General features: G+C 71.5%; 16 protein-coding genes. 6 read left to right on the top strand and 10 right to left on the bottom strand.

The annotated features are described in order from the left end of the window. Positions 1 to 243 precede the first annotated feature (243 nt). The 3 genes from ABZT47_RS23445 to ABZT47_RS23435 all read right to left on the bottom strand — a co-directional run bounded on the left by ABZT47_RS23445 (position 244) and on the right by ABZT47_RS23435 (position 3,541). Positions 244 to 1,764, bottom strand: a complete 1,521-nt coding sequence (locus ABZT47_RS23445; protein ID WP_354845731.1) for an MFS transporter — start codon at positions 1,762 to 1,764, stop codon at positions 244 to 246. Between the two features lie 78 nt (positions 1,765 to 1,842). Then, positions 1,843 to 2,520 carry a TetR/AcrR family transcriptional regulator gene (locus ABZT47_RS23440; protein ID WP_354845728.1) on the bottom strand — a complete coding sequence of 226 codons (678 nt, stop codon included), beginning with the start codon at positions 2,518 to 2,520 and terminating at the stop codon, positions 1,843 to 1,845. Between the two features lie 214 nt (positions 2,521 to 2,734). Beyond that, positions 2,735 to 3,541, bottom strand: coding sequence for a divalent metal cation transporter (locus tag ABZT47_RS23435; RefSeq protein WP_354845725.1), 807 nt, complete (start codon positions 3,539 to 3,541; stop codon positions 2,735 to 2,737). On the opposite strand from ABZT47_RS23435, the gene ABZT47_RS23430 reads away from it, so the two are divergent. Continuing rightward, positions 3,467 to 3,814: a helix-turn-helix transcriptional regulator gene (locus ABZT47_RS23430; RefSeq protein ID WP_354845917.1), complete on the top strand. Its 348-nt coding sequence runs from the start codon at positions 3,467 to 3,469 to the stop codon at positions 3,812 to 3,814. The two genes, ABZT47_RS23435 and ABZT47_RS23430, sit on opposite strands and share 75 nt — an antisense overlap. A 44-nt stretch (positions 3,815 to 3,858) precedes the next feature. On the opposite strand, the gene ABZT47_RS23425 is transcribed toward ABZT47_RS23430, so the two are convergent. The 3 genes from ABZT47_RS23425 to ABZT47_RS23415 form a co-directional block, all read right to left on the bottom strand. Then, a complete protein-coding gene (locus tag ABZT47_RS23425; protein ID WP_354845723.1) occupies positions 3,859 to 5,313 on the bottom strand; it encodes a cellulose binding domain-containing protein in 1,455 nt (484 codons plus the stop codon). Between the two features lie 378 nt (positions 5,314 to 5,691). Next, positions 5,692 to 7,293 carry a glycosyltransferase family 39 protein gene (locus ABZT47_RS23420; protein WP_354845720.1) on the bottom strand — a complete coding sequence of 534 codons (1,602 nt, stop codon included), beginning with the start codon at positions 7,291 to 7,293 and terminating at the stop codon, positions 5,692 to 5,694. A gap of 381 nt (positions 7,294 to 7,674) precedes the next feature. Next, entirely contained in the window at positions 7,675 to 9,228 is a 1,554-nt protein-coding gene (locus tag ABZT47_RS23415; RefSeq protein ID WP_354845718.1) for an AMP-binding protein, read from the bottom strand. A gap of 529 nt (positions 9,229 to 9,757) precedes the next feature. Here ABZT47_RS23415 and ABZT47_RS23410 point away from each other — a divergent pair. Next, positions 9,758 to 10,903, top strand: coding sequence for a HAMP domain-containing sensor histidine kinase (locus ABZT47_RS23410; RefSeq protein WP_354845715.1), 1,146 nt, complete (start codon positions 9,758 to 9,760; stop codon positions 10,901 to 10,903). Next, on the top strand, positions 10,900 to 11,562 hold the full coding sequence (locus ABZT47_RS23405; RefSeq protein WP_354845712.1) for a response regulator transcription factor: 663 nt from the start codon (positions 10,900 to 10,902) through the stop codon (positions 11,560 to 11,562). Before ABZT47_RS23410 ends, ABZT47_RS23405 begins: the two co-directional genes overlap by 4 nt. Positions 11,563 to 11,694: 132 nt before the next feature. Here the strand turns inward: ABZT47_RS23405 and ABZT47_RS23400 are convergent, their stop codons facing one another. After that, entirely contained in the window at positions 11,695 to 12,093 is a 399-nt protein-coding gene (locus ABZT47_RS23400; RefSeq protein ID WP_354845709.1) for a hypothetical protein, read from the bottom strand. A gap of 168 nt (positions 12,094 to 12,261) precedes the next feature. On the opposite strand from ABZT47_RS23400, the gene ABZT47_RS23395 reads away from it, so the two are divergent. Both ABZT47_RS23395 and ABZT47_RS23390 read left to right on the top strand, forming a co-directional pair. Continuing rightward, positions 12,262 to 13,305, top strand: coding sequence for a medium chain dehydrogenase/reductase family protein (locus ABZT47_RS23395; RefSeq protein WP_354845707.1), 1,044 nt, complete (start codon positions 12,262 to 12,264; stop codon positions 13,303 to 13,305). 328 nt (positions 13,306 to 13,633) lie between these two features. Beyond that, positions 13,634 to 15,046, top strand: a complete 1,413-nt coding sequence (locus tag ABZT47_RS23390; RefSeq protein WP_354845704.1) for a M1 family metallopeptidase — start codon at positions 13,634 to 13,636, stop codon at positions 15,044 to 15,046. Between the two features lie 111 nt (positions 15,047 to 15,157). On the opposite strand, the gene ABZT47_RS23385 is transcribed toward ABZT47_RS23390, so the two are convergent. Together ABZT47_RS23385 and ABZT47_RS23380 are read right to left on the bottom strand one after the other, a co-directional pair. Further along, positions 15,158 to 15,790: an HNH endonuclease family protein gene (locus ABZT47_RS23385; RefSeq protein WP_354845701.1), complete on the bottom strand. Its 633-nt coding sequence runs from the start codon at positions 15,788 to 15,790 to the stop codon at positions 15,158 to 15,160. 415 nt (positions 15,791 to 16,205) lie between these two features. After that, the gene (locus ABZT47_RS23380; RefSeq protein ID WP_354845699.1) at positions 16,206 to 17,864 is read right to left on the bottom strand and encodes a carbamoyltransferase C-terminal domain-containing protein; all 1,659 of its coding nucleotides are present in this window, start codon (positions 17,862 to 17,864) and stop codon (positions 16,206 to 16,208) included. Positions 17,865 to 18,369: 505 nt separating this feature from the next. Between ABZT47_RS23380 and ABZT47_RS23375 the strand changes: the two genes are divergently transcribed. Further along, positions 18,370 to 18,615 (top strand): hypothetical protein, encoded by a 246-nt coding sequence (locus tag ABZT47_RS23375; protein ID WP_354845696.1) that lies wholly within the window; start codon positions 18,370 to 18,372, stop codon positions 18,613 to 18,615. Here ABZT47_RS23375 and ABZT47_RS23370 read toward each other — a convergent pair. Continuing rightward, a complete protein-coding gene (locus ABZT47_RS23370) occupies positions 18,569 to 19,747 on the bottom strand; it encodes an arabinan endo-1,5-alpha-L-arabinosidase (protein WP_354845694.1) in 1,179 nt (392 codons plus the stop codon). The genes ABZT47_RS23375 and ABZT47_RS23370 overlap by 47 nt on opposite strands. Between the last annotated feature and the right edge of the window lie 70 nt (positions 19,748 to 19,817).

Below are 19,817 nucleotides of genomic sequence, written 5' to 3'. Positions count from 1 at the left end.
GTCGGAAGAAAATACCTCTCCGATGGTATGTTTTTCTGTCGCCGGGGGTGGGAGGGACATCCTGTCCGCCGCAAGGACCTGGCCGTACTGATCGTCGTGGCGCTGTCGGCGGTCTGGCTCGCCGTCTCCTCCTTCACCGGGCCCTAGAAATGCCTCGCCCCCTGCCCGGACCACCGAAAAGGAGGTGGCCGGACAGGGGGCGGCGTTCATGAGCCGCGGGGATCGGCGTCCCGCGCGGTCTGGTCAGTGGGCGAGCACGGGCACCGAGGGCGCGTCCTCGTGGCCGTCGTGGCCGGACGAGGCGCCGGGGCGCCGTCCCTGGTGGCCGCTGTCGACCAGGACGAGCACGATGGCCGCGGCCAGCACCAGGATGCCCACCGCCCACCAGATCGCGGTCGCGTAGCCGTGCACCGCCGCCTCGTTGGCGAAGGCGGCCTTGCCGAGGGTCCGCGCCTGGGCGGCGTGCGAGGTGACCCAGCCGGTGACGGCGCCGGCGGCGATGGTGTTGAGCAGGGCGGTGCCGATGGCGCCGCCGACCTGCTGGGAGGTGTTGACCATCGCGGAGGCCACACCCGCGTCGCGCGGCTGGACCCCGAAGGTGGCCAGGCTCATCGCCGGCATGAAGGCCGTGCCCATGCCGAGACCGAGCAGGATCTGCGCGGGCAGCACCAGGCCGGCGTAGGAGCTGTCGACCTTCATCTGGGTGAGGATGAGCATGCCGACCGCGGCGAGCAGGAAGCCGGGCACCATCAGCAGCCGCGGCGGGACGCGGGTCATCAGACGGGCGCCGATCTGCGTCGAGCCGGTGACCATGCCCGCGACCATCGGCAGGAAGGCGAAGCCGGTGCGCACCGGCGAGTAGCCCTTGACGACCTGCAGGTAGTAGGTCAGGAAGAGGAACAGGCCGAACATCGCGATGATCGCCAGTCCCAGTGACAGGTACACGCCGCCGCGGTTGCGGTCGGTGACCACGCGCAGCGGCAGCAACGGCGATCTGACCTTGCTCTCGACCAGCACGAAGGCGACGAGCAGCACGGCCGCCGCGACGAACAGGCCGATGGTCACGTTCGCCGACCAGCCGTCGGACTCGGCGCGGGTGAAGGCGTAGACCAGGGAGACCAGGCCGAGGGTGGCCAGCACGACGCCGGGGATGTCGAGGCCGCTGCCGTTGTGGGTCCCGGCGGGCTCACGGATGACCAGGAAGGCGCCGATGACGGCGAGAACGGCGAAGGGGATGTTGACGTAGAACGTCCAGCGCCAATCGAGGTACTCGGTGAGGAAGCCGCCGAGGATCAGGCCGACGGCGCTGCCGCCGCCCGCGATGGCGCCGTAGATGCCGAACGCCTTCGCCCGCTCGTGGGCCTCGGTGAACATCACCGCCAGCAGTGACAGGGCGGCGGGCGCCAGCAGCGCGCCGAACACGCCCTGGAGCGCGCGGGCTCCGAGGAGCATCGCCTCGTTGCCGGCGGCGCCACCGATCGCGGAGGCCAGGGCGAAGCCGATCAGGCCGGCGATGAAGGCGCGCCTGCGGCCCCACAGGTCGGCAATGCGGCCGCCGAACAGGAGCAGTCCCCCGAACGCCAGGGCGTACGCCGTGATGACCCACTGGCGGTCGACGTCGGAGATATGGAGGTCCACCTGCGCGGAAGGCAGGGCGATGTTCACGATCGTCGCGTCGAGCACGACCATCAGCTGGGCGATGGCGATGAATCCGAGGGCTTTCCAGCGCCGGGGGTCCGGCTGGACCTGGGCTGTTTCAGGCATGCGTTAACTCACTTACGGTACAGAGATGCCGAATCGGCAGGTGAAAGGTAGTAACGATCTGTCGCCGGAGCGGGGAGCTCAGGCGGTCGGCGTCGTCGTGGTCGGTGGTCGCCGCTTGAGGTCGTCGAAGGTGGCGCCGGCTCCGGGCAGGGGGGATCGCGCCGGGGTGCGGAGCCCGTCCAGGAAGAGCTCCAGATGACGACCGACGAACCTGTCGAGGTTCAGGCGCCTGGAACCCGGCAGGGGCCGGGTGAGCTGTGAGAGTGCGATCAGGATGTCGGCAGGGGTCACATCCGGGCGCAGGAGGCCCGCGTCGCGCCCCCGCTCCACGATGGCCTCCACCGCCCGTTCGAGGCGGGCGCGCTCCACGGTGAGCGCCGAGGCGATCCTCTCACAATCGGCGGAGAGAATCGGACACAGGGCCCCAATTCGCTCCTCGGTCGCGCCGTGCACGAAGCGCCGCAGCGCCGCGAACGCGTCCGGCTCCTCGGCGAGCGCCGTCTCGGCCAGCTTCACGATTCGGTTCATGACCTCCAGGGTCACCTGGCGGATGAGTTCGGGACGGTCGGCGAAGTGCCGGTAGATCGTGGCGTTGCCCACGCCGGCCCGCCGCGCGATCTGGTCGAGAGTCACCTCGGCCCCGTACTCCACGAACGCCTCACGCGCGGCGGCCACGATGCGTTCCCGGTTGCGTGACGCGTCCGCCCGCAGCCGCTGAACGTGGCTCCGCCCGGCGGTCGTGCTCACGGTTCCCACAGCGGTGCTCCCTTCCGTCCTCCGGCGCGCAACCGGGGACGTTCTCCCCGGTTGCGACCTCCGTGCAAACGGGGAGACCGTCCCCGGATATTTCGGACATCCTTGTGAACTGCATCACATGGCCGAAAACACCGCACCGCCGCGAACATGCCGCCGGCCCCGCTCCCGGCCGAAGCCGGGAGCAGGGCCGGCCTGCTCTCCCCCGCGCGAGGGGTCAGTCGATTCGCCGGCAGATCGTCACCGGCAGGCGGGGCGACCACCGCTTGGTGACCTCGTCGTACCCGCGGGCGTACCCGTTGGTCCCGGGGGCGCAGGGAGCGGCGATCGTCGTGTCCACGTAGACGGCGCCGCCGGGGGTGATGGGGTGCGTGCGGGCGGTCTGCCACCGGGAGAAGGCCACCCGGCCGGTGGTGAACTTGACGACCACGTAGACGCGGCCTCCGACGGTGAAGTTGCCGCCGGCGACCTTGAGGTGGCCGTCGAAGGTGTAGGTGAACAGGAACGGCTGCGCCAGCTGGAGAGAGCGGGCGGAGCTCGTGGTGACCGTGCCGGCGGCGGCCGAGGCGTTCGCGGCGGCGCCGAGCGCGGGAACGCCCAGGGCGACGACGCCGGCGGCGACGGTGACGCCGAGCAGGGCGCGGATGGTGTGAGTCATTTCGATCTCCTCCGAGACGGTGCGGGCCCTGTGGTCCGGGACGCTACGTCGGCCGGGCTGCTCCACCATTGACGGGCATGCCGCCTGCAACCCGCTGTCAACGGCCTGGCGCCGGCTTGCATCCGCCGTCGGAGTGCAGGTCGAGCAGCCGAGGAGGGTGACCACCACCGCGGCGGCGCCGGCGATCCAGGTCGTGTACGGGGCGTTGACGAGCGGCCCCATCAGCGACTTGTCGCGGCAGAAGTGGACGAGCAGGAACAGCGCCACGGGCACTCCCAGCGAGATGACCACCTGACTGAGGACCAGCAGGCCGGTCAGGGACACCCCGGAGGACCTGGGACGGGCGGTGGAGATCCTCGAACCCACCTACACCGACGCGGAAGGACAACGCTGGACGCTGCTGCCTTCGGGTGGGACAGCCTCTCGGAGACCGAACGGGCGGTGGCGGAACTGATCACCCGAGGACTGACCAACCGCCAGGCCGCCGCGCGGATGTTCCTGTCCCCGCACACCGTCTCCACCCACCTTCGCCGGATCTTCGCCAAGCTCGACATCGCATCGCGCGCCGAACTGGCCCGCATCTGCGCCGAGAAGAAGCAGTGGCGCCCCGGCGGAGACGCCGAAGGCCCCGGAACCTGAGGAACAGGTCCGAGGCCCTCGGTCGCCGGTTCTGCCGGCGACGGTCAGATCTTGCCGGTGCCCGCGTTCGCGAGGACGGTCGTCTTCACGCCGCTGGGCGTGTCGACGGTGTAGGAGTAGGGGATGGAGTTGACGCTGCCGGCGGTCTGGGGAGCGCCCGAGTTCACCAGGTAGTTGTTGCGCGCGACGATCGAGCCGCCCGGCGAGGAGCCCTCACTGGTGTGGGTGGGCTCGGCCACGTTCTCGAAGTAGTTGCCCTCGACCAGGACGCCGGCGCCACAGGTGGAGGCGACGCCGTAGCTGTAGTCGGTGTAGGAGGAGCTCTTGTAGTAGTAGTTGTTGAACACGTGGACCGGGTTGCCGAAGCGGACGCGCGGGTTGCGCTGGGCGCAGGTCTGGAACGCGTTGTGGTGGTAGGTCACCCGCAGGTGCCCGGTGTCCTCCGACGCGTTGCTGTCACTGTGGCCCACCAGCGAGCACTTGACGTGGTCGTGCAGCTTGTTCCACGAGACGGTGACGTAGTCGGCGCCGTGGGTGATGTCCAGCAGCCCGTCGTAGTAGTCGGTGCCGTGGCTCGTGTCGCTGGACAGGTCGTTGTGGTCGAACCACAGCCGGGTGGAGTGGTCGACGTGGATCGCGTCGCCGTTGCCGTTTTCGGCCAGGACCTTTGAGATCTTCATGTTGCGGACGATGACGTTACTGACGTCCCTGATGTTGAGGCCGCAGCCGGTCAGTCCGGAGTTCGAGCCGACACCGAGGACGGTGGTGTTGGAACCCACCCGCACGTCGGCGGAGCAGCTGAAGTTGCCGTTGACCTGGACGGTCTTGGCGCCGTTGCCCGAGACCGCGCTCGTGAGCGCGCTCAGGGAGGTGACGGTGGTCGTGGCGCCGCCGGCGCCGCCGGTGGTGCCCCCGCCCTGTGTCGCCCAGCCGACCAGCCCGGTGGGGGGCGGCGCCGTCGGGGTGGGCGTGGGGGTCGGCGTGGGGGTCGGCGAGGGCGGCGGGGTGGGAGTCGGGGTCGGCGTGGGGAAGCGCGTCGGGGTCGAGCTCGGCGTGGGGGTGCCGCCGACGCCTCCCGTGCAGGTGACGCCATTGAGGGTGAACGACCCCGGCACGGGGTTGGAGGAGGTCCAGGTGCCCTGGAAGCCGAGCGCGACGGCGCCGCCGGTGGCCAGCGAGCCGTTGTAGGAGACGTTCGTCGCGGTGACCTGGCTCCCGCTCTGGGAGAAGGTGGCGCTCCAGCCGGTGGTGACCTGCTGGCCGGCGTCGAAGGACCAGCCCAGGGACCAGCTCGTCAGCGGATCGCCGAGGTTGGTCACCTCGACGTTGGCGGTGAATCCGCCGGGCCATTGCGAGGCGACGGCGTAGGTGACCTTGCAGCCGGTCGCGGCGTCGGCCTGGGAGGTCAAGGTCGCGAGTCCTGCCGCGGCGACGACCATCGCCGTGACCGCGTTGAAGATGGCGAGGCGACGCCGTCGCATGGGGGGCCGAGAGAGCAAGGACCGCTCCTTTGCGTGATGAGAGACGATGGGACCTGCGCACCGCCCGGCGCGTGGATGCCGGCGGCGGGACAGCCCGTGACCGGGCTACGTCCCGGGCCGCTGTTGTTAGCGCTCACATTCGAGCGCGCACCTCCGTGGCCGAGGCGGCGCGGGGCCGGCCTCGATCCCGTTACGCGGGTGCCGTTCACACCTCTGTACGGCATTCACGAAAGAGAACATGGGCGTAGTTACGGCCGCCCGGAGTCGCCGGTCAACCTCCGCGCCGTCCGCTGCGGGAGCGGGCACTGATCCGTGCTGGTGAGAACCCGGAGACGGAGCCCCCGGCCGGTGAAACATTCAGCGACGCGGCGGCCGCGTCCCGCGGGCGGTCGGCGGTCACCCCGGGCAGTGAGCGCCGGCGACGGACCTGCCGGCGTCCGCGTTGCCGAGAGAGGCCGCCGTCCTCCAGTCGGCGCAGGCGGCGCCGGTGTCGCCGAGGCCGGCTTCGGCGAGCCCCCGGAGGTGGTAGTCCTCCACCAGGCCGGGGTCGTAGCCGATGGCGGTGGACAGGTCCGTCCGCGCGCCCGCGTAATCCTTCAGCGCGAGTCTGGTCCTGCCGCGCTCGCTGTAGCCGGGGGCGAAGGTCCGCAGCCGTGACACCACGTAGTCGAGCTTGGACAGCGCCGCCGCGTAGTCGCCGTTCTGGTACCTGATCAGGCCCAGGTAGTAGTAGGCGAGCATGAAATCGCGGTCGAGGGCGATGGTGGCCTCGAAATCCGGTGCCGCGCCGGTGTAGTCGCCGGCGGTGTACCTGGCGATGCCCCGGCTGTTGTGCGCGAACGCCACTCCGGGCTCTTTGGCGATGGCGTCGCTCATGATGGTCTCGGTGTCCTTCCAGGCCATGTTCCTGGTGATCGTCAGCGTGGCGAACAGCACGGCGAACACCGCCATCGCCCCGGTCACCGCGATGCGCGGAACGCGGTCGCGGTGCTGGAACGCCTTCTCCGCGAAGTGAGCCGCGATGAGGAACAGGCCGAGGTAGGGCAGATAGGCGTACCTGTTGGCGTGGTAGTTGTCGATGAGCAGCACGGCCTGCGTGAGCGCGATGCCGACCGCGAAGAACGCCAGCCCGAACACCACGACCTTGCGCGACGACCTGGGCACGAGCAGGGCCGCCACCACCCCCGCCAGCACGAGCGGGGAGAGCAGGACGTACCACGGCAGGGGTTTTCCGGGGTATTCGTAGGCGAGCGACAGGTGGAAGGGGCCGACGAGCTGCACCAGATAGTCGACCACCGCCGAACAGGCGAGGAAGAACCGGTCGACGACGGTGTAGTCGCGGGGCGGCACCACATCCTGCCGCGCGGTGAGCGCGACCAGCCCCATGGCGGCGGCGATGACCAGGAACGGGACCTTCTCCAGAAACGAACGCCGGCTCGGCCTGCGGCCCTTGAGGAAATCGACGAGGAACAGCACCAGGGGAAGCACGACAGCGGTCGACTTCGACAACGTGGCCAGCCCGAAAAGCGCCGCCGACCACGCCAGCGGTCCCCAGTGCCGCGAGTCGAGGTGACGCAGGTAGGCCAGCAGCGCGGCCAGGGAGAACAGCGTCGCCAGCAGATTGCTGCGAGCGGAGATCCAGGCGACGGTGTCCACGTTCACGGGATGGACCGCGAAGGCCGCCGCCACGAAAGCGGCCGGGAACACCCGCTCGGTCAGCCCGCGGACCAGCAGGAACACCAGCACCACGTTGGCAAGGTGCAGCAGCACGTTGGTGAAGTGGTAGACGCCCATCGCGCCCTGGCCGACCAGATGGTCGATCGCGTACGACGCGTACACCAGTGGTGTGTACATGGACTGCAGCGGGGTGGTGAACCAGTGGCCGATGGCGGCCCCGTCGACTTCGCGGATGGACACGTTGTCCACCACGCTCTCGGGATCGTCGAAATAAATGAAGCCGTTGCCGATGCCGTTGGCGTGCACGACGAAGGTCGCCACGACGATCGCGGACAGAATCCAGTGCCACGGGAGGCGATCGCGCCGCGCGACGGCGGACGTACGGCCGCCGGCGCCGCGAGCGTCACGACCACTGCGAGCGTTCGGGGCATCGCGACCATTGCGAGCGTTCCGAGTGTTGCGACCATTGCGGCGGACGGCCGGGCGAGCGGGCGTCATCACATCTCCTGTGAGCGTCGTCGCTGTCGCGCGTCACAGTACGGTATTCCGCGTCGCGCCGGAACACGCGCGGAGTCGATTACGCCGAACCGCCATTCCGTCGATATCTGAGGAAGCGATTTCCCTCGCCCCGGAATGGCGGGAAGCGAAAGGCCCCGGACATCGCCGGGGCATCGCGGCGGCGACGCCTTCGCGCCGTTCGGGTCAGGTCGCCGCCGGGCCGTACTGCTCCAACAGGGCGCGCTTGTCCGGTTTTCCGCTGGCCGCGACCGGCACGGTGGACACCGTCGTGATCGTCCGCGGGACGCTGTCCGCGCCGAGGTCGGCCCGCACCAGCTCGGTCAGCGCGCCGGGGTCGGGGGTGCGGCCGGCGGCCGGCACGACGAACGCGTGGACGGCCTCCCCGGTGCGCTCGTCCGGCGCGCCGGTCACGTACGCCTCGGCCACGTCGGGGTGGGCGGCCAGGACGCGCTCGATGGGCCCGGCGTACACCACCATCGCGTTGACCATGATGACGTCCCTGATCCGGCCGACCAGGTGCAGCAGGCCGTTCTCGTCCAGGTGGCCGAGGTCGCGCGTGCGCAGCAGGCCGTCCCGCAGCACCTCGGCGGTCTCCTCCGGACGTCCCCAGTAGCCCGCCATCAGGTACGGGGTGCGGACGTGGATCTCGCCGGTCCGCCCCGTGGGGACCGGACGGCCCTCCTCGTCGCGCACGCTGATCTCGACACCGGGGTGCGGCGGGCCCACCGAGGCCGGCGCGCGGTCCGGGAAGCGGGCGAGGTCGTCGGGGGTCAGGATGGAGATCAGGCCGGACTCGGTCATCCCGTACCCGTGGTAGACCACCGGGCCCAGCCGCTCCACCGCCTCGGTCAGCCGATGGGCGCTGATCGACGACCCGCCGACCATCACCGCGCGCAGGCTGCCGACGTCGACCCGCTCATCGCGGAGCACGTCGAGCATGGCGCACAGCCGGGGCGCGGCCATGACCGAGCCGGTGATGCGATGACGCTCGATCGCGTACGGGAACAGCGGCCCGCCGTCCTCCTCGGGGATCACCGCGGTGCCGCCGCCGAGCAGGCACAGCATCACGTAGTCCAGGATGACCGTGGCGGACAGCGTGCCGAACAGCAGGAAGCGCTGGAAGGACCCGGCCAGCGCGGTCGCGATCGGCGACCAGTTCCGCGGGTGCCATGACCAGTGCGCGCCGAGCGCGCGGTAGGTCACCCCACAGCCCTTGGGCTCGCCCGTGCTGCCGCTGGTGAAGATCAGCAGCGCCACGTCCTCGGGCCGGGCCGTGACCTGGAGCGGGCCGTCGTCGCCGGGGTGTTCGAGCAGGTCGGCCGCGCCCGCGACGGGTCCGAGCGAGAGCATCGTGGCCGGTCCGGCGGCCTGGAACAGCTCCGGCGTCGCCGTCGAGGCGTCGAGGATCACCGCGTCGATGTCCATGCCGAACACGTGGGCGAGCAGGCGGGGGGTGTAGCCGGGACGTACGCACAGGACGCGGCAGCCCAGCGCGTGCGCGGCCATGTGCGCGGCGAACGCCTCCGGCGAGACGCCCGCGCGGATGGCGACCCCCCGGCCGGGACCGAGGCCCGCGTCGCGCAGCGCTGCGGCCAGCCGCCCGATGAGATCCAGCAGCTCCCCCCGCGAGACGCGCCTGTCCCCCTGTTCGAAGGCCGTGCCGCCGGGCGAGGTCCGCAGCGCCTCCAGCAGCGGGTACGGGAACGGCGGCTCGGCCGACTCGGCGGAATCGTGCATGCCCGGCTCCTCTTGTCCCTGACCGTCGAAACGGCGGTAAAGACCCGATCGGCGGAGGTATCGGTATATGACCGGCTTATCGTTCAGCAATGGTAGGCGTCAGAGATCGATAAGGGGCCGGAACGCTCACGTCACCGCGACGGAGTCCGCGGGTGTTATATCGGTGTTAGGTCCCGCAGACCATCCTGGTGCTCTCGCCGTGCCCGCGGACGAACCAGTGCGCACACCGCGACGCCGGGAGGCACGGGACCGGGCGACGAGATCGCGTGGCGTTGCCGGTCACCGGCGCGGGCGGATCGACGCCGCGAGGGCCGGCGAGGATGCCATGCGGGGACGAGCGGGACCGGATGGTGAGGATGCTATGCCGCGAGAGGCGGGGCCGGTGGTGAGGTCGGAGCGCCGTGAGGAGCCGGGACGGCGCGAGACGTCCGGACGATCAGAGGGGTCGCCGCGCCATGAGGGGTCCCGGCGGCGCGAGCGATCGGGGAACTCCGAGAGATCGCTGCGGCGCGAGGGGCCGGGGCGGACGGTGCGGTTGCGCATCACGATCTTGTATGCCGGCCTGTTCCTGATGTCGGGGATCGGCCTGCTGCTCCTGACGTACCTGCTGTCCAGCGGCAGCGCGACCTCCCACGCGCCCGGCATGGACGCCCCGGGGTCCGGTCTCGCCGTCGCCCAGGAGAGGATCCACCGGCTGGAGTCGGAGCTGGCGGGCGTCCACGCGCTCCAGTCGCGCCAGCTCCTGGTGGGCTCGCTGATCGCGCTGGTGGTGATGGCGGCGGTGTCGGTCGTGCTGGGCAACGCCGTCGCCGGCCGGGTGCTGCGCCCGGTGCGCACGATCACGGCGGCCACGCGGCGGATCTCCGCCGAGAACCTGCACGAGCGGCTAGCGGTGCCCGGCCCGGCCGATGAGGTCAAGGAGCTCGCCGACACCATCGACGGGCTGCTGGAACGCCTGGAGGCGTCCTTCGCCGCCCAGCGCCGCTTCGTCGCCAACGCCTCCCACGAGCTGCGGACGCCTCTGACGACGATGCGGGCCGCGCTGGACGTGGCCATGGCCAAGCCCCGTCCGGCGCCCCCGCAGACGATCGCGCTCGCCGACCGGCTGCGCACCGAACTCGACCTGGTGGACCGCCTTCTGGAGGGCTTCCTCGTCCTGGCCCGCGCGGAACACGGAGCGCTCCCCGACCGGGCGGCGGTGTCGCTCGGCGACCTGGTCTCCGGCGCACTGGCCGCCCACGCCGCCGGCATCGCCGAGAAGAACCTGACCGTGGACGACGACGGCCTGCGGGACACCCTGCCGATCCAGGGCAGCCCGACGCTGCTGACGCGCATGGCGGACAACCTGGTCGACAACGCCGTCGTCCACAACCAGGACGGCGGCTGGATCCGGGTCGCCACCCGTACCGAGGACGGCTCGGCGCGGCTGGCCGTGGAGACCGGCGGCCCGGTTCTGGACCCGCGGCACATCGCCCGGCTCGGCGAGCCGTTCCGGCGGCTCACCGCCGACCGGACCGGTTCCGAGACCGGCTCGGGCCTCGGCCTGTCGATCGTCGCCGCCGTCGCCGCCGCGCACGGCGGCCGCCTCGAACTGCACGCCCGCCCCGAGGGCGGCCTGCGCGTCACCGTCTCGCTGCCACTGCCGGCCGCCGTACCACGGGGCGCCGCCGCGTGAGGCTGCTGGTGGTCGAAGACGCGCTGTCGCTGGCCGAGGTCCTGGCCGAGGGGCTGCGCGACCAGGGCATGGCCGTCGACCTCGCGCACGACGGCCTGTCCGCCGCCACCAAGCTCGATCTCAACGCCTACGACGTCGTCGTCCTGGACCGCGACCTGCCCGGGATCCACGGCGACACGCTCTGCCAGATGATCACCGACCACGACGACCGGCCGATGGTCCTGATGCTCACCGCCGCCGGCTCCCCCGCCGACCGGGTCAGCGGCCTCACACAGGGGGCCGACGACTACCTGGCCAAGCCCTTCCACTTCCCCGAACTGGTGCTGCGCGTCCGCGCCCTGGCCCGGCGGCGCCCCGCAGCCCGGCCGCGGACGCTGCGCGCGGCCGGCATCGAACTCGATCCGCTGCGCCGCACGGCCACCCGCGACGGCCGGCGGCTCGACCTGTCGGTCAAGGAGTTCGCGGTTCTCGAGGCCCTCCTGCGGGCCGGCCCCGCGTTCCTGAGCGCGGAGGCCCTGCTCCAGCAGGTCTGGGACGAACACGCCGACCCGTTCACCAACACCGTCGCCGTCACCATCGGCCGGCTGCGCCGCAAACTCGGCGGCCCGCCGATCATCACCACGACCCCCGGCGTCGGCTACCGCATCACCGAGATGTGATACAGGTCACACCGGCCGCGAGTCGCCATAGGGGGCCAAGGCGCCGTTCGAGCCCGGGCGGGTGGTTCCCGGCCCGGGCTCGGGGTGCGGTGCGCGCGGGCCGCCGCAGGCGACGTCCGCACGCGTCGAGGATCAGCAGAGGAAGGCGCCGCACACGGCCGGGAGCACCGCGGTGACCGAGAGGGTGCCGGAGCCGGGCACCCCCACCGACGTGACGAACTCGCGGTCACGGGCGGCGGCGCGCACGGACAGGTCGCAGAACGGGGTGGTGGAGTTGCAGCCGCCGACGACCTTGGTGCCCGAGGGCACGTGCCAGTCGTAGCCGCTCGCCGGACCACCCTGTACCGCGTTGTCGATCACGTAGCTGGACGCGGCCCGGAACGTGCCGCAGACGTTCGTGCTCGACCCGCTGGTGGACGGGATGACCTGGCACGACAGCGAGGCGGAGGCGGCGGACGCGGGGGTCGCCAGGACCGCCGCCGCGAACAGGGCTACGAGTCCGAACAGCGACAGGGAGATGGTTCTTGGCACGGGAGGTTTCTCCTTAGAGGGGGAACTGGTCTCACCCTCGAGGCGTTCCATGCCGTTCCATCGCCCCCTGGCGGCGCGGCCACTCGCAGCCCTTCCTCTTGCCATGCATCGATTTTCAGGTACTCTAACTTTAGTTAGAGGGTATAACCACGACTGAGGAGACGGGCCATGGAGACGACCGAGATCGTGCTCGCCGGGGTCGGGGAGCCGGAGGCGATGCTGGTGCGCAGCAGGGAGCTGCCCGCGCCGGGGGCCGGGCAGGCGGTGGTGCGGGTGGAGGCGAGCGGGGTGTCGTTCGCCGAGCAGCAGATGCGCCGGGGCAAGTACTACGACCAGCCGGCCTTCCCCTTCGTCCCCGGGTACGACCTGGTCGGCGTCGTGGAGGCCCTCGGCGGCCGGGCGGCCCCGGGCGCGGGCGGCTCGCCCGTGGAGGTGGGGCAGCGGGTCGCGGCGCTGACCAAGATCGGCGGGTGGGCCGATCGCGTCGTACTCGACGTGGCCGACCTGGTCCCGGTGCCGGACGGGGTGAGCGCGGCCGAGGCCGAGACCATCGTGGTCAACGGCGTCACCGCCTGGCGCATGCTGCACCGCACGGCCCGGGTGCGGGCCGGTCAGACGATCGTCGTGCTCGGCGCGAACGGCGGGGTGGGCTCGACGCTGGTCCAGCTCGCCCGGCACGCCGGCGTCCGGGTCATCGGCACGGCCTCGCCGCGCGGTCACGACCGGCTGCGGAAGCTCGGCGCGATCCCCGTCGACTACCACGACGACGTGCCCGCCCGCGTGCGTGAGCTGGCGCCCGAGGGCGTGGCGGCGGTGTTCGACCACGTCGGCGGCCCGGGCATCGCCGGCTCCTGGCGGATGCTGGCGCGCGGCGGCACGCTGGTGTCCTACGGCAGCGCGTCCACCCGCGACAAGCCGGGCAGCGGCACGCTGGCCGTGCTCAAGCTGGTGGCCCGGCTGGCGGCCTGGAATCATCTGCCGAACGGACGCGGCGCGCACTTCTTCAACCTGTGGGCGGGCAAGGCCCGCCACCTGGACCGCTACCGCGCCGAACTGCGCGCCGACCTCGGCCGGCTGTTCGCCATGCTGGCCGCCGGGAGCATCACGGCGCAGGTGGCCCGCACCTTCCCGCTGACCGAGGCGGCGGCGGCGCTGCGCTTCGCCGAGGCCGGCGGGTTCACCGGCAAGGTCGTCCTGGTGCCGTCGGAGTGAGATCCGGCGAGGGGCGGCGGCGGCCCGGCCGAGGACGTAACGAGAAGTTCACAACCGGCGGGACGGGGTGCGGTGACCCGTGGGAGCCTGGACGCCTCGGAGTGCCGTACCCCCTGCCCCACCGGCGCTTCTCGCGGACCGTACCCGTGCGGGTGACCATCCGTTCTGGGGTAGAAAGCGGGGAAAGTTGCTTTTCAGGGGATTCAGTAGATCTTGACCGGTTTAAGGGGGGTTTGTACGATCCGACCTGGATCGCACGTGGCGTCCACATGCTCCGCTCCCTCAGGAACCGGCCGGTTCCGGCCGGGAGCGTCCAGAGAGGAATTCGATGAGGTCTCGTGGTCTGCGGGGAGCCGCCGTCGTGGCGGGGCTGTCCGTCCTGGTCTGCGCCCCACCCGCCTTCGCCGCCCCCGGCGACCCCGGCGGGCCGCGGTACTCGGCGGGCGCGCCGAGCGTCGGTGACCCGTACTTCCCCTCCGAGGGCAACGGCGGCTACGACGTGCGGCACTACGACGTCGTCTTCTCCTACGACCCGGCCACCAAGCGCATGGACGCCACCACGACGATCACCGCGGTGGCGACCCAGGACCTCGACCGGTTCGACCTGGACTTCCGCGGCCCCGAGATCAGCTCCCTCACCGTCGGCAAGCACCCGGCGTCGTTCAGGCGGGAGGGACAGGAACTCGTCGTCACCCCGCGGCCCAAGTTGAAGAACGGCGAGCAGTTCACCGTCCGGGTGAAGTACGCGGGCACGCCGCCGGTCATCACCGACCCCGACGACTCCATCGAGGGCTGGGTGCCCACCGACGACGGCGCGTTCGTCCCGGGCGAGCCGCAGGGGTCGCCGGCGTGGCTGCCCGGCAACGACCACCCGACGGACAAGGCGACGTTCACCTTCCACGCGACCGTGCCCGAGGGCATCACCGTCGTCGGCAACGGGCAGTTGCTGTCGCAGACGACCACCGGCGGCAGGACGACCTTCGTGTGGGACTCCACCGAGCCGATGGCGACCTACCTGGCCACGGTGACCCTCGGCAGATTCCAGGTCGCCAGGTCGGTCACGCCGAGCGGCGTCCCGGTCTACACCGCCGTGGACCCGCAGCTCGCGAGCCAGTCGGCGGCCACCGTCGCCCGCATCCCCGACATCGTCGAGTACTTCTCCTCGGTGTTCGGCCCCTACCCCTTCGCCTCGACCGGCGCGATCATCGACAAGGCGCCGGACGTCGGCTACGCCCTGGAGAGCCAGACCAAGCCGATATTCTCCAGCGCGCCGAGCCTCGGCACCATGGCCCACGAGCTCGCCCACCAGTGGTTCGGCGACAGCGTGTCGCTGAAGCGCTGGTCCGACATCTGGCTCAACGAGGGCTTCGCGACCTACGCCCAGTGGCTGTGGACCGAGCACAACGGCGGCGCCACCGCGCAGCAGACCTTCGACAGCGCGAGCAACTACGGGCGCGCGGCCACCTCGTCGTTCTGGCAGACCGTCCTGACCGACCCCGGGCCGGTCGACATGTTCGGCAACGTGCCCTACAACCGGGGCGCGATGACGCTGCACGCGCTGCGCGGCAAGATCGGCGACGCGGCGTTCTTCACGCTGCTCAAGGACTGGGCCACCACGCACAAGTACGGCAACGCCACCACCGCCGACTTCGTGGCCGCGGCGCAGAGCGCGTCCGGCAAGGACCTCAAGGGCTTCTTCGACGTGTGGCTGTACCAGAAGGGCAAGCCGGCCACCTGGTGACCGCCGGCCCCCCGCGACGGCGTCCCGCACGAGCGGGGCGCCTTTCGCCTTCCACGATCAGGCGCCGCCCACCCCTCGCGGGCGTGGGCGGCGCCGCGGCGTCCGGGACGGTCAGCAGGAGTTGAGCATGGAGGTGAGCGCGGACTTCTCGGCGCTCTGCAGGGTGAGGCTGTAGTACCACTTCACCTGGATCCAGGCGCGGGCGTAGGTGCACCAGAACGCGGTGCGCGAAGGCTTCCACGTGGTCGGGTCCTGGTCGCCCTTGGCCTGGTTGACGTTGTCGGTGACCGCCCACAGCTCGGGCCCGCCGAGGTCGTTGGCGTAGGTCTGCCGCTGGGCCGTGGTCCAGGCCCACGCCCCGGACCGCCACGCCTCGGCGAGGGGCACCATGTGGTCGATGTCGACGTCCGCGGCCGAGCTCCAGGTGGCCCCGTCGTAGGGGCTGTACCAGCTGCCCGAGACGGCGGCGCAGCTCGAGTCGGTGCCCACGTTCGTGCCGTCGCGCTTGAGCACGGTCTCCCGGGTGTTGCAGGCGCCCGAGATGGTGATCCAGTGCGGGAACAGGTCCCGGTTGTAGGTGGACTGGTGGGACTCGGCTGCGACGGTCAGCGCGGCCAGTCGCGAGGCGGCGGTGGCGGCGGAGGGGATGTTGGGCGGGGTGGCCCCGGCGGGGCCGGTGGTGAGGGTCAGGGTGAGGACGACGGTGGCGAGGGCGGCGAGGGCGCCGGTGAAGACCCGTCTCACGAGCCTCTCCTTCTGCCTGCTCTCCGGCCAGGTGGGGGGTCCTGGTCGTGAACGGAGAAGTCAGACAGCTCGGAGAGTCGCTAAATCTGACAGACGTTGAAATGTCAGCTTTTTATTGCGCAAGCACTCCACATTCATTACATATCGCCCTTAACCGTCAGACCACCACAACTGGCCTCGTCATTCGCATGATGCGGCGCCCGCCGCGCGCCGCCGGGAGCGGCCAACGGCATGTGAAAGTTGGGTGAACCGGCGGTCGCCGGCCGCCGCGAGCGCCGCCCGGACCAGAATCGGCGCGAGCGTCGCCGGGACGCGGGCCCACCCGAGCACCGCCGGGACGCCCGCTCACGCGAACGCCGCCCGGACGCCGGGCGGCGTCCGGGCGGTGCGACGGGCGCGTGGCGCCTCGCGCCGGTCAGCCGTCGCCGCTCAGGTCCACCAGGCGGTCCTCCAGGATGAGGAAGTCCAGGCCGATCGCCCGGGCGGAGCGCACGGCGCCTTCGGCGTCGTCGACGATCGGCTCTTGCCGGGTGTTGAAGGAGGTGTTGATCGCCACGGCCGGTGCGCCGCTCGCGCGCAACCGGTCGAGCACGTCCCACACCACCCCGTCCTCACGGCCGATCATCTGCGGGCGCGCGGTGCCGTCGACGTGCACGCCGGCCGGGGCCTCCTTGGCGCCGAGGTCGGTCATCAGGCTGGCGCCCACCATGTAGCGGTGCAGCGGGCTGGCCTCCCAGTGCCGTCCCTCGCTCTCGGCCAGGCCCACCGGGCCGAGCGGCCGCCACAACTCACGGCCCTTGGCGCGGTTGAGCCGGTCGCGCATCCGGTCGTCGGTGGCCGCCGCGATGATCGAACGGTGGCACAGCGCGCGGGGGCCGATCTCGGCCCGCCCGGTGACGACGCCGCCCATCCGCCCGGCCAGCAGCCAGCGGGCGACGGTCTCGGGCAGCACCTCCCGGGCCGCGAGCCCGTGCCGCGCGAGCGCCTCGTCGATCTCCCGGGGCCGCACCCGCCGGCCCAGGTACGGACTGAGCGGGGCGCGGGGACGGGCGGGCGGCGCGACCGCCCAGGCCGAGCCGAGCGACACGCCCGCGTCGTGCGGCACCGGCGGCACGTATACCGGCGGCGGCAGCAGGCCGTTGGAGGAGCAGTTCAGCGCGACGCCACCGGACAGGCACAGGACGTCGTGCCCGGTCACCTCCCTGGCCCGGCGCGCGAGCATCGCCATGACCTCCTGCAGGCTCGCCTGGGCGCTCCAGGCGAGCCGGACGGCGTCCTCGTCGCCGTCCAGCGTGGCCGGGTCGCCGTCGTGCCGCCGGAAGCCGATGCGGGCGAAGTGGTCCCACCAGGCTCGCATCACGTCGCGGTGCGGAGCGCCGGACGGCAGGTCGAAGGGAGGCGAGAAGGCGCCGGCGCACACCTCGAAGATCGGCCAGCGGTCGGCGCCGCGGGCCTTGCCGTACGCGGCGAGCCCCATGGTCTTGCCGGCCTCGAGGAACGACAGCCCGATGGTCCTGGAGACCGCGTCGTACATCAGCCCCAGCGAGTGCGGGATGGGCCAGCGCTCGCGGCGCACCAGCATCCGGCCGTAGCGGGCGTCGTAGATCGAGACGCTCTCGTCGTCGCCGTTGCCGTCGACCACCAGGACGGCCGCCTCGGCGTGCCCGGAGGCGTAGAAGGACGCGCAGGCGTGGGCGAGGTGGTGCGGGACGAAGACGACCTCGGGGTGGCGGGCCGCGTCGACCCGCCATCCGAGCGCGGTGGCGAGCCAGTCGCGGCTGTCGCCGAACCGCCACGGCCGGCCGAGCACCGGCGGGTCGAGGCCGAGGTCGTCGCGCGCCGAGTGCCGGGGCATGTCCCAGCCGACGGTGACGACGTCCACGTCGGCCGCGGTGATGCCGGCCATGTCCAGGCACGCCTGGGCCGCGCGGGCGGGGTACTCGCGCAGGCCGTGCTTAACGCGACTGACCCGCTCTTGTTCCACCAGCGCGTGGACCACCCCGTCGCCGTCCACCAGGCAGGCGGCCACGTCATGCCAGCCGACCGCGGGTGCGTTGAGCCCGAGGACCCACATGTCACTGGTGCGCGCGGACGTGGCCGCGGGAGGGGAGGTGGAGCGCCGCCGTGAAAGGCTCTCCGCTTTCCGGCGTCGCCAATTCGGGCCGGTCGATTTCATGCACGAGTCGAAGCACCCCTGTGTCGGGAGAATCGGAGGGCGGGCACGAAGAAAGCGCCGGCCGTCGCACTGTCAAGGCGGAGGCGGGCACCCTGTCGGAGGGCGATCATCCCGAGGCTACTCCGCATCGAGGGATCATAACGACGGCGTCACGCTCCGAGCAATATGGATATGACACAGGAAAAGCGATATGTGTTGCATTCATGGTCAAAGGGGTGATGGGCGGCGCCGTCCGATGAAAACTACATGCGGCCGGGCACCGTGCGGGTTCGTCGGGACACGGAAAGCGCGCCGCCCCCCGGACGGAAGTACGCGGCCGAGGAGGCGCCCAAGGCCGGTCCGGCGCCGGACGCCGGGGACCACCCGGAAGGTCACCCAGAACGCGCTCATCGGGGTCGTCGTCGTGGCGCTGACCGCCTGGTCCGCCTTCCGCGTCGTCTCCTCGCTCAAGGAGGCCGGCTGGCGCCCGGTGGGCGTGTTCGCCGCCGCCACGGTGGTCACCATCGTGGTGGCCCTGTGCCCGGCCCTGCCGCTGTTCCGCAACTACACCGTCGGCCAGGGCGACGGGGGACCGGACAGGGCCCGGTCCCCCTCATCCCCGGTCAGTAGACGTAGGGCCAGCCGGCGGAGTCGTAGGCGAGAAGGTTGATGCCGAGCCGCGAGGCGCCGTTGTCGGCGTAGTAGTGGTAGACCAGCACGTCGGCGTCGACGTCGGTGAAGACGGCCTGGTGGCCGGGGCCGTGGATGCTCCCGTGCCCGGCGAGGATCTCGGTGCCGCCCCCGGAGGTCATCGCCACCCCGTTACGGTCGACGTAGGGGCCGGTGACGCTGGTCGAGCGGCCGACCATGACGCGGTAGGTGCTGGACGCGCCCCGGCAGCACAGGTCGAACGACACGTACAGGTAGTAGTACGAGCCGCGCCTGAAGATGTACGGCGCCTCGATCGCGCCGCCGTTGCGCCCGGCGATGGACCGGATGGTGGAGTCGGCCCGCTTGCCGGTGGCCGGGTCGATCCGGACGAGCTTGACGCCCGACCAGAATGAGCCGAACGACAGCCACCAGGCGCCCTGGCCGTCGACGACCAGGTTGGGGTCGATGGCGTTGAAGTTGTCGGAGGTCCGGGACTCGATGACCAGGCCCTGGTTGGTCCAGCTTCCCGAGGCTCCGGTCGTGCTGGTCGCCAGGAAGATCGCCGAGTGGTTGGAGCCGAAGGTGGAGGCCGAGTAGTACAGGTAGTACCGGCCGTTGCGGTAGGAGATGTCCGGCGCCCACAGGTTGCGGCTGCCGCCGGTGTAGGCCGTCGTCCAGGACGCGCCGCCCGGGAACACCGTGCCGGCGTCGCGGAAGGCCGTCCGGTCGGTGGAGGTCTTAATGGCGATGTTGTCGCCGGTGTGCACGAGGATGTAGCCGCCGGCGGGCGTCTTCACCATGGACGGGTCGTGCACCGAGATCGATCCGGTGACGTACCCGGGGTTGGGGTAAGCGGCGCGGGCCGCGAAGGGGGCGCCCCCGGCCGTGGTCCGCCGAGCGGCCTGTCCGAGGGTCGCACCGGCCGCCGACACGGCGGTCGTACCTGCCGCACCCGTCGCGGACGCGGTCAGCACGGCGGTCGCCTTCCCGGGCAGGGCAGCGGTCGCCTTCGCGGGCAGGGCGGGCGCGGACGTCGCGGCGTGCGCCGAGGCGGAGCCGCACAGGGCGGCGACCGAGACGGCCGCCGCCGCGAGCGTTCGGCGGAGGCGGCGGCGCGGGCCGGTTCTGGGCATGGAAGTCGCGGAGTTCATCCCTGGTCCTCATCCGTGGTTCGAGCGGCGCCGCCCGCGCCACGGCACAGGGCGAAGCGGGGCGGCAGGG

It is taken from the genome of Sphaerisporangium sp. NPDC005289, from assembly GCF_040607455.1.
GTDB lineage: Bacteria > Actinomycetota > Actinomycetes > Streptosporangiales > Streptosporangiaceae > Sphaerisporangium > Sphaerisporangium rhizosphaerae.
This window is presented reverse-complemented; position numbering and strand designations above follow the sequence as displayed.

Bases quoted from the DNA above. Each gene is read 5' to 3' on its own strand.
- ABZT47_RS23445 (WP_354845731.1), bottom strand. From the start codon at position 1,764: ATGCCTGAAACAGCCCAGGTCCAGCCGGACCCCCGGCGCTGGAAAGCC.
- ABZT47_RS23415 (WP_354845718.1), bottom strand. From the start codon at position 9,228: ATGCACGATTCCGCCGAGTCGGCCGAGCCGCCGTTCCCGTACCCGCTG.
- ABZT47_RS23395 (WP_354845707.1), top strand. From the start codon at position 12,262: ATGGAGACGACCGAGATCGTGCTCGCCGGGGTCGGGGAGCCGGAGGCG.
- ABZT47_RS23390 (WP_354845704.1), top strand. From the start codon at position 13,634: ATGAGGTCTCGTGGTCTGCGGGGAGCCGCCGTCGTGGCGGGGCTGTCC.
- ABZT47_RS23380 (WP_354845699.1), bottom strand. From the start codon at position 17,864: ATGTGGGTCCTCGGGCTCAACGCACCCGCGGTCGGCTGGCATGACGTG.
- ABZT47_RS23370 (WP_354845694.1), bottom strand. From the start codon at position 19,747: ATGAACTCCGCGACTTCCATGCCCAGAACCGGCCCGCGCCGCCGCCTC.